A 12,571-nucleotide genomic window follows, 5' to 3' on the forward strand; every position below is an offset into this window, starting at 1 on the left:
CTATTACCTTGAGGGTCGCCTGACATGGAGCGTCTGCAACGCTTTTTTGCCGCACTGACCCGTTGGGGCCTTGGCCTGTGTGCATTGCTGCTGGTGCTGGCGGCGGTCTACGTCAGCCTGGGCCGTGAATTGACACCCTTGGTGGCGGAGTACCGTGCCGAAGTCGAGGCCAAGGCGCAGGCGGCGGTCGATATGCCCCTGAGCATTGGCAGCCTGGAAGGGCGCTGGAGCGGTTTTGCCCCGGTATTGCTCGCCCACGATGTGATGGTCGGCGAAGGCAGCAGTGCCTTGCGCCTGGACCAGGTACAAGTGGTGCCCGACGTCTGGGCCAGCCTGTTGGCGTGGGATGTGCGCATCGCCCACCTGGAAGTCAGCGGGTTGCAGCTCAGCGTCAAGGAAGACCAGGACGGTCGTTGGGCACTGCAAGGCCTGCCGGTGCAGGACGACCAGCCCCTGGACCCGGAGCAACTGCTCCAGCGCATGCAGGCGGTGGCGAAGGTCTCGCTGCTGGACAGCCAGGTCACCTTGCAGCCGTTTGAGCAAGCGCCGTTGACCTTGACCTACGTGGGCCTGAGCCTGCAAACCGGTGCCACTCGCCAGCGCCTGGATGCGCGCCTGACCCTGCCCGATGGGCAACCGCTGGCCCTCAGCCTGCGCACGCGGATCCGTGCCAGCCAGTGGCGCGACGGTGAAGTCCAGGCTTACCTGAGCCTGCCCCAGAGCAATTGGGCGCAATGGATTCCGGCGAAGTTGACCCAGGGCTGGAAACTCAGCGAGTTGAAAGCCGGTGGCGAGTTCTGGCTGACCTGGGCCAATGGCACGCTGCAAAGCGCCGCCGCGCGGCTCAACGCACCGCAAGCCAAGGTCCGTTATGCCCAGCGCAAACCCGTGAGCATCCAGAACCTGGGCCTGACGGCCTACCTGCAGCGCAATGACAGCGGCCTGAAGGTGGTCTTCGACTCGCTGGCCATGAACCTGGGCGACACCCGCTGGGAGTCGCACCTGCAGTTGCAGCAGACCCTGGCCAGCGACAAGGGCCAGGAAACCTGGAACCTGCAGGCCGACCGCCTGGACCTGACGCCGATCACCCCCTTGCTCAATGCCCTGGCGCCATTGCCGGAAGGTTTTGCCAAGGCTGTCGAAGCCTTGAAGGCCACGGGCGTGCTGCGCAATGTGCGGGTGGATTATCGTCCCCAGGAGACGGGCGACCAGCGCGTCAGCTTTGCCGCCAACCTCGACCGCGTGGGCTTTGATGCCTATTTCGGCGCGCCGGCGGCCCGCAATGTCTCCGGCAGCATCAGCGGCGACCTGGGCCAGGGTGAGCTGCGCATGGACAGCAAGGACTTCGCCTTGCACCTGGACCCGATTTTCGCCAAGCCCTGGCAGTACATCCAGGCCAACGCGCGCCTGACGTGGAAGCTGGATAAGCAAGGCTTCACACTGATTGCGCCCTATATCAAGGTGCTGGGGGAAGAGGGCAAGGTCGCGGCGGACTTCCTGATTCGCCTGCATTTCGATCATAGCCAGGAAGACTACATGGATCTGCGGGTCGGCATGGTCGACGGCGATGGACGCTTTACCGCCAAATACCTGCCGGCGGTGTTGAGCCCGGCCCTGGATGAATGGCTGCGCACGGCGATTCTCAAGGGCGCGGTCGATGAAGGGGTCTTCCAGTACCAGGGTTCGCTGAACCACGACGCCGTGACGGCGGCGCGCAATATCAGCCTGTTCTTCAAGGTGCACGACGCCGAGTTGGCGTTCCAGCCGGGCTGGCCCCATGTGAGCAAGGTGGCCGGTGAAGTGTTTGTCGAAGAAACCGGCGTGCGCATCCTGGCCAGCAAGGGGCAATTGCTCGACACCCGGGTCAAGGACATTTACGTCAACATTCCCCATGCGCCACCCGGCCAGGACAGCCATCTGTTGCTCACGGGCGGGTTTGCCGGCGGCCTGGGGGATGGTCTGAAGATCCTCCAGGAAGCCCCCATCGGCACGGCGTCGACGTTTGCCGGCTGGAAAGGCGAGGGCGACCTGCAAGGCTCCCTGGACCTGGACATTCCCCTGGCCAAGGGCGCCGAGCCGAAAATCGTGGTGGACTTCAAGACCGACAAGGCCCGCCTGCAACTGGCCGAGCCGACCCTGGACCTGAGCCAGCTCAAGGGCGAGTTCCGCTTCGACAGCGCCAAGGGCCTGAGTGGCCAGAACATCAGCGCCCAGGCCTTCGACCGGCCGATCACGGCGCAGATTGCCGCCGGTGGCAAACCGGGCAATCTCAGTACGCGGGTTACGGCCAAGGGCCAGGTGACGGTCAAGCGCCTTACCGACTGGCTGAAAGTCGGCCAGCCGCTGCCGGTGTCCGGGGATATCCCGTATCAACTGCAGCTTGACCTGGACGGTGCCGACAGCCAGTTGCGGGTCAGCTCCAACCTCAAGGGCGTGGCGGTGGATTTGCCGGCGCCGTTTGGCATGCCCGCCAGCCAGGGCCGCGACAGTGTATTGCGCATGACCTTGCAGGGCGCGGAGCGGCGCTACTGGTTTGATTACGGTGAGCTGGCGAACTTTACCTTCGCCGCCCCGGCGAACAACTTTGCCCAGGGCCGAGGCGAGTTGTTCCTCGGCGATGGCGATGCCTTGCTGCCCGCAGGCAAAGGCCTGCGGATTCGCGGGGTGTTGTCGGAGCTGGATATCGATCCCTGGAAGAAGTTGGTCGACCGCTATGCCGGCAATGACCCAGGCGGCAATGCCAAACAACTGTTGAGCAGTGCCGACTTCAAGATCGGCAAGCTGATAGGGTTTGGTACCCAACTCGACCAGGTCACCCTGAAACTGGACCGCAAGCCCGCCGCCTGGGGCCTGCAGCTCGACAGCCAGCAAGCCAAGGGGGGGATTGGCCTGCCGGATGCCAAGGGCGCGCCTATCGCCATCAATCTGCAATACGTGAAGCTGCCGGCGGTCGATCCCACGGTCCAGGCCGACGAGAACGCGCCTGATCCCCTGGCAGATATCAACCCCAAGGACATTCCGGCGCTGGATATCGCCATTGACCAGTTGTTTCAGGGGCCTGACTTGATTGGCGCCTGGTCCCTGAAGGTGCGCCCGACCGCCAAGGGCATGGCCTTCAACAACCTCGACCTGGGCCTCAAGGGCATGCAGCTCAAGGGCGCCGGCGGCTGGGAAGGGGCGCCGGGTGCCAGCAGCAGTTGGTACAAGGGGCGCCTGGATGGCAAGAACATCGCCGATGTGCTCAAGGGCTGGGGGTTTGCGCCCACGGTCACCAGCCAGGATTTCCATCTGGATGTTGACGGGCGCTGGCCCGGTTCGCCTGCGTGGGTTGGGCCCAAGCGTTTTTCCGGCAGCCTGGATGCGTCGTTCCGCAAGGGGCAGTTTGTCGAGGTGGAGGGCGGTGCCCAGGCGTTGCGGGTGTTTGGCCTGCTGAACTTCAACTCGATTGGCCGGCGTTTGCGCCTGGATTTCTCGGACCTGCTGGGCAAGGGCCTGAGCTACGACCGGGTCAAGGGCCTGCTGGCCGCCAGCAATGGTGTGTTTGTGACCCGTGAGCCGATTGTTCTCACGGGGCCGTCGAGCAACCTGGAGCTTAACGGCACCCTGGACCTGGTGGCCGACCGGGTCGATGCCAAGTTGCTGGTGACCCTGCCGGTGACCAACAACCTGCCGATTGCCGCGTTGATCGTAGGCGCGCCGGCCATTGGTGGCGCCTTGTTCCTGATCGACAAGCTGATCGGCGATCGGGTCTCGCGTTTTGCCAGCGTCCAGTACAAGGTGCAAGGGCCATGGAAAGATCCAAAAATCACCTTCGACAAGCCATTTGAAAAACCACAATAAGCCCCTGTGGAGTAGCATGGCCCCATGCTTTTTATGGAGTGTGGGCCCATGTCCTTTGCGGTAATCCAGATGGTCAGCCAGAGCGATATCCTGGCCAACCTGGCCCAGGCCCGGCGTTTGCTGGAACAGGCGGCGGCAGGGGGCGCGCAACTGGCGGTCCTGCCGGAAAATTTCGCTGCCATGGGGCGCAGCGACGTGGCCGCTATTGGCCGCGCCGAAGCGGTGGGCGAGGGGCCGATCCTGCCCTGGTTGAAACTGGCCGCCCGTGACCTCAACTTATGGATAGTGGCCGGCACATTGCCGTTGCCTGCGTTGGAACAACCCGACGCCAAGTCCAACGCCTGCTCGTTGTTGATCGACGCGCAGGGGCAAATCGTGGCCCGCTACGACAAGCTGCATTTGTTCGATGTGGACGTGGCGGACGCACGCGGTCGTTATCGCGAATCCGACGACTATGCTTATGGCAACCAAGTGGTGGTGGCCGATACGCCGGTGGGGCGCCTGGGGCTGACGGTCTGTTATGACCTGCGCTTCCCGGAGCTGTACAGCGAGTTACGTGTGGCGGGCGCTGAATTGATTACCGCGCCCTCGGCCTTTACGGCGGTAACCGGCGCGGCGCATTGGGATGTGCTGATCCGGGCCCGGGCCATCGAAACCCAGTGTTACCTGCTGGCGGCCGCCCAGGGTGGCGTGCACCCGGGGCCACGGGAAACCTATGGTCATGGGGCGATTGTCGACCCATGGGGGCGCGTACTGGCGCAACAGGATCAAGGTGAAGCGGTGTTGTTGGCCGAACGCGATAGCAGTGAACAAGCGTCGATACGGGCGCGCATGCCGGTGGCAGGCCACCGGCGCTTTTTCTCGCAGGGCGCACAGCGACCTGCTTCAGAACGATGAATTTAAGGCCGAACCTATGAGCGAGTTGTTGTCCTCAGTCAGTGAACACCTCCTGGCGCCCGGTGGCGTGACCATCGAAAGTCTGCAAACCGTGCTGGGCGACCTGGCCGGGCCGGGTATTGATGCCGCCGACCTGTATTTCCAGGGGCAGATTTCCGAGTCCTGGTCCCTGGAAGACGGGATCGTCAAGGACGGCAGCTTCAACCTTGACCAAGGGGTTGGCGTGCGTGCGCAGTCCGGTGAGAAGACCGGCTTTGCCTACAGCAATGCCATCACCCTGGAAGCCCTGGGCCTGGCCGCCCGCGCGGCGCGTTCGATTTCCCGTGCCGGGCAGAACGGCACCGTGCAGGCGTTCAGTACCCAGGACGTGACCCAGTTGTACGGCCCGGACAACCCGCTGGAAGTCATGAGCCGTGCCGAAAAGGTCGAGCTGCTCAAGCGCGTGGATGCCGCAACCCGTGCCCTCGACCCGCGTATCCAGCAGGTGAGCGTGAGCATGGCCGGTGTCTGGGAGCGCATCCTGGTGGCCTCCACCGATGGCAGCCTGGCGGCGGATGTGCGACCGCTGGTGCGCTTCAATGTCAGTGTGATCGTCGAGCAGAACGGCCGTCGCGAGCGCGGCGGCCATGGCGGCGGCGGGCGTACGGATTATCGCTATTTCCTCACCGAAGACCGCGCCATGGGCTATGCCCGCGAGGCGTTGCGCCAGGCGTTGGTCAACCTGGAAGCCATTCCGGCGCCGGCCGGTACGCTGCCGGTGGTGCTCGGTTCGGGCTGGTCCGGGGTCTTGCTGCATGAAGCGGTGGGGCATGGCCTGGAAGGCGACTTCAACCGCAAGGGCAGCTCCGCCTACAGCGGGCGCATGGGCGAAATGGTCGCCTCCAAACTCTGCACCATCGTCGATGACGGCACCTTGGCCGGTCGCCGTGGCTCCCTGAGCGTCGACGACGAAGGCACGCCCACCGAGTGCACCACGCTGATCGAAAACGGCGTGCTCAAGGGCTATATGCAAGACAAGCTCAACGCGCGCCTGATGGGTGTGGCGCGTACCGGCAACGGTCGTCGCGAGTCCTACGCGCATTTGCCGATGCCGCGCATGACCAATACCTACATGCTCGCGGGCGAAAGCGATCCGGCAGAGATCATTGCCTCGGTCAAACGTGGGATCTATTGCGCCAACCTGGGGGGCGGCCAGGTGGATATCACCAGCGGCAAGTTCGTGTTCTCCACCAGCGAAGCCTATTTGATCGAAGACGGCAAGATCACTGCGCCGGTCAAGGGCGCCACCCTGATTGGCAACGGCCCGGAAGCCATGAGCAAGGTGTCGATGGTCGGTAACGACCTGGCGCTGGACAGCGGTGTGGGCATGTGTGGCAAGGATGGGCAGTCGGTGCCGGTCGGTGTCGGCCAGCCAACCCTGAAAATTGATGCGATCACCGTGGGTGGCACGGGGTCGTAAGGCGTGGAGCTTCGGGTGGCGAAGACCGCCACCCGGGGAAGAGGATCAACGCAGGCCGCGTTGAGTCTCGTCCAGCTCACGGATGTACTTGAAGATTTTACGGCTGGTGGCCGGCGCCTTGTTCTGTGCCAGTTCGTGCTGGGCCTGACGGATCAGGGAGCGCAGTTGCTGGCGGTCGGCATCTGGATAGTCCAGGACGAACTTCTCCAATACAGCGTCGTCACCGCCGATCAGGCGGTCGCGCCAACGTTCCAGGTTATGGAAACGTTCGTTGTATTGGCGGGTGGAAGCATCGAGTTGGTCGAGCAAGGTCAGAATGGCGTCAGTGTCCTGGTCGCGCATCAGCTTGCCGATAAACATGATGTGCCGTTTACGCGCGATATTCGCGGTGTGCTTGGGTGCATCTGCCAGGGCCCGGCGCATTTCGTCGGTCAGTGGCAGTTTGGCAATCAAGTCCGGCTTGAGTGTTGTAAGGCGCTCGCCGAGATCAACCAGAGCATGCAGCTCGCGTTTGACCTGGGTTTTGCTTTTCTCCCCATCGAGGGAGTCGTCGTAAGAATCAACCATGGTGGCAGTCCGCAAAGAAACGCCGCCATGATAACCAGTCGGGGGCCGCTTGTCCGGCCCGGTCGCTCGATGGCCTTAACCGAAAGCAGAATTTGAGTGGAGAACACCATGAGTGCAGCCCAAAGCGTCGGTCCACAAGCGTTACCGGCACTGCAGGAACAAGTTGAACAGATCATCAATGAGGCCAAGCGCCAGGGCGCCAGTGCCTGTGAAGTGGCGGTGTCGCTGGAGCAGGGGCTGTCGACTTCGGTACGCCAGCGGGAAGTGGAAACCGTTGAGTTCAACCGCGACCAGGGGTTTGGCATCACCTTATATGTGGGGCAGCGCAAAGGCTCGGCCAGTACCTCGGCCAGCGGCCCGGAAGCCATTCGCGAAACCGTCGCCGCCGCCCTGGCGATTGCCAGGCACACCTCCGAAGACGAGGCCTCGGGTTTGGCAGATGCGGCCTTGATGGCGCGGGATCTGAAAGATTTCGACCTGTTTCACGCCTGGGATATCAGCCCCGAGCAGGCCATCGAAAAAGCCCTGGCCTGCGAAGCTGCGGCGTTTGATGCCGACAGCCGGATCAAGAATGCCGATGGCACCACTTTGAGTACCCACCAGGGTTGCCGTGTGTATGGCAACAGCCACGGGTTTATCGGCGGCTATGCATCAACGCGCCATAGCTTGAGCTGCGTGATGATCGCCGAGGGTGATGGCCAGATGCAGCGTGACTACTGGTATGACGTCAGTCGCCAGGGCGAGTTGTTGGCGGATCCGGCCAGCATCGGCCAACGCGCCGCGCAGCGGGCCGCGAGCCGCCTGGGCGCGCGCCCGGTGCCGACGTGCGAAGTGCCGGTGCTGTTTTCGGCGGAGTTGGCAGGTGGTCTGTTCGGCAGCTTCCTGGGGGCGATTTCCGGGGGCAACCTGTACCGCAAATCGTCGTTCCTTGAAGGTGCACTGGGCCAGAAGTTGTTTCCCGAGTGGTTGACCCTGGATGAGCGCCCGCACCTGATGCGCGCCATGGGCAGTTCGGCCTTTGATGGCGATGGCCTGGCGACCTACGCCAAGCCGTTTGTCGAGAAGGGCGAGTTGGTGTCCTACGTACTGGGCACCTACGCCGGGCGCAAGCTCGGTTTGCCGAGTACCGCCAACTCCGGTGGCGTCCACAACCTGTTCGTGACCCATGGCGATGAAGACCAGGCGGCGCTGTTGCGCCGTATGGGCCGTGGCTTGCTGGTGACCGAGTTGATGGGCCATGGCTTGAACATGGTCACCGGCGACTACTCCCGTGGTGCCGCAGGTTTCTGGGTGGAGCATGGCGAAATCCAGTTCGCTGTCCAGGAAGTGACCATCGCCGGCAATATGCGCGATATGTTCAAGCAGATCGTCGCCGTGGGTAACGATCTGGAACTGCGCAGCAATATCCGCACCGGCTCGGTGCTGATCGAGCGTATGACCATCGCCGGCAGCTAAGCCCCCCGCCGCCTGCACAACAGCGCCACCCCTTGGGGTGGCGTTTTTTTTGCCTGGAATATTGCCGTGCAGACAAAGCTATAGGGTTGATAGCTTGTTTTGATTCTTAATATCATTTAATAATAAATATCATTATCGAGCGAGTGTGGATCATGAGTTCTGTCCTGCACGAGGATCCCTACCTGGAAAGCTGGCGCTGGATGAGCCGTCAGATTCGCTGCGGGCTCAACCCTGACGAGCCACGGCTGATCGAGCATTACCTGAACGAAGGTCGCTACCTGGCCTGCTGCACGGCCACGCACCCGTGGACCATCGCCGAGACCTCGTTTTGCCTGCTGATCGACACCGCCACTGATATCGCCTTGCCCTGGCATTGGCGCTCCACATGCCTGGACCAGGCCTGGCGCCCGCTGCGCGACCTGGAAAACCTTTCGCACTGCGCCTGCCGCCTCAAACGCTGGCAGACCTTTGCCTGGCAATTGGCGACTTGCGAACTGCAACCTTCGATTTCTCACTCCGACTTGGTGCAAGGATCTTCCGATGAGTAACACCCGTATCGAACGCGACAGCATGGGCGAACTACTGGTACCGGCCGACGCGTTGTATGGCGCGCAAACCCAGCGTGCGGTGAACAACTTCCCGATCAGCCACCAGCGCATGCCGGCCCCGTTCATCCGCGCCCTGATCCTGGCCAAGGCCGCCGCCGCCAAGGCCAACGTCGATCTCAAGCAGATCAGCGAAAGCCAGGGCAAAGCCATTGTCGACGCCGCCCAAGGCTTGCTAGAAGGCGATTTCATGCAGCATTTCCCGGTGGATATCTTCCAGACCGGTTCCGGCACCAGCTCCAACATGAACGCCAATGAAGTGATTGCAACCCTGGCCAGCCGCTTGCTGGGCGAGCCGGTCAACCCCAACGACCACGTCAATTGCGGGCAAAGCAGCAACGACATCATCCCGACCACCATTCACGTCAGCGCCGCATTGGTGCTACATGAGCAGACGTTGCCGGCGTTGCTGCACCTGGTTGAGGTGATCGAGCGCAAGGCGGTAGAGGTCCATCCGTTCATCAAGACCGGGCGTACCCACCTGATGGACGCCATGCCGGTGCGCATGAGCCAGGTGCTTGAGGGGTGGGCGCAGCAACTCAAGGCCAATATCGCTCACTTGCAGGGCCTGCTGCCAAGTCTGCAGGCCCTGGCCCAGGGCGGCACTGCGGTGGGGACCGGGGTCAATGCGCACCCTGAGTTTGCTACACGTTTTAGCCAGCAGTTGAGCAGCCTGACCCAGGTGCGGTTCACTCCGGGCAAGAACCTGTTCGCCCTGATTGGCTCCCAGGACACCGCGGTCGCCGTGTCCGGCCAGTTGAAAGCGATTGCCGTATCGCTGATGAAAATCGCCAACGACCTGCGCTGGATGAACTCCGGCCCACTCGCCGGCCTCGGTGAAATCGAGCTTGAAGGCCTGCAACCGGGGTCGTCGATCATGCCAGGCAAGGTCAACCCGGTGATTCCAGAGGCCACGGCCATGGTCGCGGCCCAGGTGATCGGCAATGACAGTGTGATCACGGTCGCCGGTCAATCCGGCAATTTCGAGCTCAACGTGATGCTGCCGATCATCGCCCAGAACCTGCTCAGCAGCCTGGAGCTGTTGGCCAACTCCAGCCGCCTGCTGGCGGACAAGGCCATCGCCAGCTTCAAGGTCAACGAGCCCAAGCTCAAGGAAGCCTTGGCGCGCAACCCGATCCTGGTCACTGCCCTCAACCCGATCATTGGTTACCAAAAGGCCGCTGAAATCGCCAAGAAAGCCTATCAACAAGGCCGGCCGGTGATTGATGTGGCGCTCGAACACACCGACCTGCCCCGCAGCCAACTGGAAGTCCTCCTGGACCCGGAAAAGCTCACGGCGGGTGGCGTGTAATAACCGACCCTGCTTTGGAGGCTCACCATGGAGCACTGGAAACGCACGATCGAACGGGCCAATCGCTGCTTTATGCAGGGCGAATTGGTGGATGCCCGCGAGCATTACCTGCAAGCCCTGGCCCTGGCCCAAGTGTTGTTCGAGCGCTGGGGGGATGCCGACGAGGCGGTGGCGGCCTGCGTCATTTCCCATCACAACCTGGCGGACCTGCACCTGCGCCTGAACCAGCCTGAAGAAAGCGCCGAATACCTCTGCGCCATTCACCAGCGTTTGCTGCAGACCCTGCAGGACACCCGGCTGCCTCAGGCCTTGCGCGAGGCAGCCTTGCGCCAGAGCAGCAAGACCTACGTCGAACTGTTGAATTTCATCAGCGATCACGGCGAGTACCCCCGTACCCATCGCTTGCTGGGCAACCATACGTCGCAGACAGGTGCGCCGACCCGCAACAGCCCTTTTTATGGAGCACATTGATATGTCCTACACCTTGCCTGCCTTGCCGTACGCCTACGATGCCCTGGAACCGCATATCGATGCGCAAACCATGGAAATCCACTACACCAAGCACCACCAGACCTACATCAATAACCTCAATGCCGCCGTCGAAGGCACCGAGTTCGCCGGCTGGCCCATCGAGAAGCTGGTCTCCAGCGTCCAGCAATTGCCGGAAAAACTGCGCGCCGCGGTGATCAACCAGGGGGGCGGGCATGCCAACCACTCGTTGTTCTGGGCGGTCATGTCGCCCAAGGGCGGCGGCAAGCCCGAAGGTGCCCTGGGCCAGGCGATTGATACGCAGCTGGGTGGTTTTGATGCCTTCAAGGAGGCGTTCACCAAGGCCGCGTTGACCCGTTTCGGCAGCGGTTGGGCCTGGCTGAGCGTGACCCCGCACAAGACCCTGGTGGTCGAAAGCAGTGGCAACCAGGACAGCCCGTTGATGAGCGGCAATACGCCGATCCTCGGTCTGGACGTGTGGGAGCACGCCTACTACCTGCTTTATCAAAACCGCCGTCCTGAATACATCAACGCCTTCTACAGTGTTATCAACTGGCCGGAAGTCGCTGAACGCTACCAGGCTGCCCTCGCTTAATGACCTCTTATAACCAGACCTAAGGCCGACTATGGGCACTGAAACACTGGCGATCAGCAGCGGACGAATGTTCCGCTATGCATTTGGCTCGCTGCTGCTATTGGCGGGAACGGCATTGCTGGTGGCCCACGGGCTGGCCTGGCTGAACCTGGAGCCGCGGATCCTGCGCGCACTGCAAGGGGGGGCAATCTGCGCCCTGGGCACGGCGTTGGGCGCGGTGCCGGTCCTGGTGATCCGGCGGATGCCGTTGGCGGTCAGCGATACATTGCTGGGGTTTGGCGCCGGCGTGATGCTGGCGGCGACTGCGTTTTCGCTGGTCGTGCCGGGGATTGCCGCCGCCGAAAACCTGGGGCTGACGCCCTGGGCCTCCAGTGGCTTGATCAGCTTCGGCATCATGCTGGGCGCTTTTGGCTTGTTTCTGGTCGACCGCAAGGTCTCCGGGGCCAGCCCGGACATGTTGGTCGGTACGCCCGACAAACCGGTGATCCCGCCGCGCATCTGGCTGTTCGTGTTCGCGATCATTGCCCATAACATTCCCGAAGGCATGGCGGTGGGCGTCTCGGCCGGCGGTGGCATGCCGGATGCCGACAGCTTGGCCATGGGCATTGCCTTGCAGGATGTGCCGGAAGGGCTGGTGATTGCGTTGGTGTTGGCAGGGGCAGGGATGTCGCGAGCCAAGGCTTTCATGATTGGGGCGGCCTCCGGGCTGGTAGAGCCGGTGTTTGCCGTACTCTGTGCCTGGCTGGTGAGCCTGGCCGAGATGCTGCTGCCTTTGGGCCTGGCGCTGGCGGCCGGGGCGATGCTATTGGTGGTGACTCACGAAGTGATCCCCGAATCGCGCCGCAATGGGCATGACAAGCTGGCGAGCCTGGGGTTGTGCATCGGGTTTTGCCTGATGATGGCGATGGATACAGCGCTGGGCTGATGCCTAGCGCAAACCCAATGTAGGAGCTGGCTTGCCTGCGATGCAGGCACCTCGGCTTTTCGTCTAGACCGAGGTGATGCTATCGCAGGCAAGCCAGCTCCCACACAAGCCCATACACATGGAATTTATGTTGGGCAGGGGCTATTCGCCTTCGTCGAAGTAGTTATTGATCAACTGCACCAGCGCGTCCAACGCTTCCCGCTCCTGCTCGCCTTCGGTCTTCAGGTGGATCGTGGTGCCCTTGCCGGCTGCCAGCATCATCATCGCCATGATGCTTTTGCCATCGACCATGGACTCTGGCGTACGCCCGGCGCGCACCTGGCAAGGAAACTGGCCCGCGACCCCGACAAATTTGGCCGACGCGCGGGCATGCAAGCCCAGTTTGTTGATGATTTTAATTTCCAGAGCAGGCATCGCGAAGGTGTTC

The 12,571-nt window shown here is 62.5% G+C and carries 11 protein-coding genes; 9 read left to right on the top strand and 2 right to left on the bottom strand.

Annotated features, from left to right (window positions below):
- The first annotated feature begins 24 nt into the window (after nucleotides 1-24).
- The 3 genes from AC07W7_RS22600 to tldD are packed head-to-tail and all read left to right on the top strand — an operon-like array spanning nucleotide 25 to nucleotide 6,196.
- Nucleotides 25-3,840: a YhdP family protein gene (locus AC07W7_RS22600; protein ID WP_495040169.1), complete on the top strand. Its 3,816-nt coding sequence runs from the start codon at nucleotides 25-27 to the stop codon at nucleotides 3,838-3,840.
- Between the two features lie 48 nt (nucleotides 3,841-3,888).
- A complete protein-coding gene (locus AC07W7_RS22605) occupies nucleotides 3,889-4,737 on the top strand; it encodes a carbon-nitrogen hydrolase family protein (RefSeq protein ID WP_495040170.1) in 849 nt (282 codons plus the stop codon).
- Between the two features lie 16 nt (nucleotides 4,738-4,753).
- Entirely contained in the window at nucleotides 4,754-6,196 is a 1,443-nt protein-coding gene (gene tldD / locus AC07W7_RS22610; protein WP_076964012.1) for a metalloprotease TldD, read from the top strand.
- Between the two features lie 45 nt (nucleotides 6,197-6,241).
- Here tldD and yjgA read toward each other — a convergent pair whose 3' ends face one another.
- A complete protein-coding gene (gene yjgA, locus AC07W7_RS22615) occupies nucleotides 6,242-6,763 on the bottom strand; it encodes a ribosome biogenesis factor YjgA (protein ID WP_029291815.1) in 522 nt (173 codons plus the stop codon).
- Nucleotides 6,764-6,871: 108 nt separating this feature from the next.
- On the opposite strand from yjgA, the gene pmbA reads away from it, so the two are divergent.
- From pmbA to AC07W7_RS22645, 6 genes are all read left to right on the top strand, one after another.
- Nucleotides 6,872-8,218 carry a metalloprotease PmbA gene (gene pmbA, locus AC07W7_RS22620; RefSeq protein WP_197882036.1) on the top strand — a complete coding sequence of 449 codons (1,347 nt, stop codon included), beginning with the start codon at nucleotides 6,872-6,874 and terminating at the stop codon, nucleotides 8,216-8,218.
- A 152-nt stretch (nucleotides 8,219-8,370) separates the two neighbouring features.
- Entirely contained in the window at nucleotides 8,371-8,766 is a 396-nt protein-coding gene (locus AC07W7_RS22625) for a FagA protein (protein WP_076963555.1), read from the top strand.
- A complete protein-coding gene (locus AC07W7_RS22630; protein ID WP_169866082.1) occupies nucleotides 8,759-10,135 on the top strand; it encodes a class II fumarate hydratase in 1,377 nt (458 codons plus the stop codon). Before AC07W7_RS22625 ends, AC07W7_RS22630 begins: the two co-directional genes overlap by 8 nt.
- A 27-nt stretch (nucleotides 10,136-10,162) precedes the next feature.
- Nucleotides 10,163-10,606, top strand: a complete 444-nt coding sequence (locus AC07W7_RS22635) for a DUF2753 family protein (protein WP_099167587.1) — start codon at nucleotides 10,163-10,165, stop codon at nucleotides 10,604-10,606.
- A 1-nt stretch (nucleotide 10,607) separates the two neighbouring features.
- A complete protein-coding gene (locus AC07W7_RS22640) occupies nucleotides 10,608-11,219 on the top strand; it encodes a superoxide dismutase (RefSeq protein ID WP_076963552.1) in 612 nt (203 codons plus the stop codon).
- Nucleotides 11,220-11,250: 31 nt separating this feature from the next.
- Nucleotides 11,251-12,144: a ZIP family metal transporter gene (locus AC07W7_RS22645; RefSeq protein ID WP_076963551.1), complete on the top strand. Its 894-nt coding sequence runs from the start codon at nucleotides 11,251-11,253 to the stop codon at nucleotides 12,142-12,144.
- Between the two features lie 141 nt (nucleotides 12,145-12,285).
- On the opposite strand, the gene AC07W7_RS22650 is transcribed toward AC07W7_RS22645, so the two are convergent.
- Entirely contained in the window at nucleotides 12,286-12,558 is a 273-nt protein-coding gene (locus tag AC07W7_RS22650) for an HPr family phosphocarrier protein (RefSeq protein ID WP_495040171.1), read from the bottom strand.
- Between the last annotated feature and the right edge of the window lie 13 nt (nucleotides 12,559-12,571).

This window comes from Pseudomonas sp. GW821-FHT01D09, from assembly GCF_059422465.1.

Coding starts and splice junctions, on each gene's coding strand:
- AC07W7_RS22630 (WP_169866082.1), top strand. CDS start 8,759: ATGAGTAACACCCGTATCGAACGCGACAGCATGGGCGAACTACTGGTA.
- AC07W7_RS22605 (WP_495040170.1), top strand. CDS start 3,889: ATGTCCTTTGCGGTAATCCAGATGGTCAGCCAGAGCGATATCCTGGCC.
- AC07W7_RS22635 (WP_099167587.1), top strand. CDS start 10,163: ATGGAGCACTGGAAACGCACGATCGAACGGGCCAATCGCTGCTTTATG.
- AC07W7_RS22600 (WP_495040169.1), top strand. CDS start 25: ATGGAGCGTCTGCAACGCTTTTTTGCCGCACTGACCCGTTGGGGCCTT.
- AC07W7_RS22645 (WP_076963551.1), top strand. CDS start 11,251: ATGGGCACTGAAACACTGGCGATCAGCAGCGGACGAATGTTCCGCTAT.
- AC07W7_RS22625 (WP_076963555.1), top strand. CDS start 8,371: ATGAGTTCTGTCCTGCACGAGGATCCCTACCTGGAAAGCTGGCGCTGG.
- AC07W7_RS22640 (WP_076963552.1), top strand. CDS start 10,608: ATGTCCTACACCTTGCCTGCCTTGCCGTACGCCTACGATGCCCTGGAA.
- tldD (WP_076964012.1), top strand. CDS start 4,754: ATGAGCGAGTTGTTGTCCTCAGTCAGTGAACACCTCCTGGCGCCCGGT.
- yjgA (WP_029291815.1), bottom strand. CDS start 6,763: ATGGTTGATTCTTACGACGACTCCCTCGATGGGGAGAAAAGCAAAACC.
- pmbA (WP_197882036.1), top strand. CDS start 6,872: ATGAGTGCAGCCCAAAGCGTCGGTCCACAAGCGTTACCGGCACTGCAG.
- AC07W7_RS22650 (WP_495040171.1), bottom strand. CDS start 12,558: ATGCCTGCTCTGGAAATTAAAATCATCAACAAACTGGGCTTGCATGCC.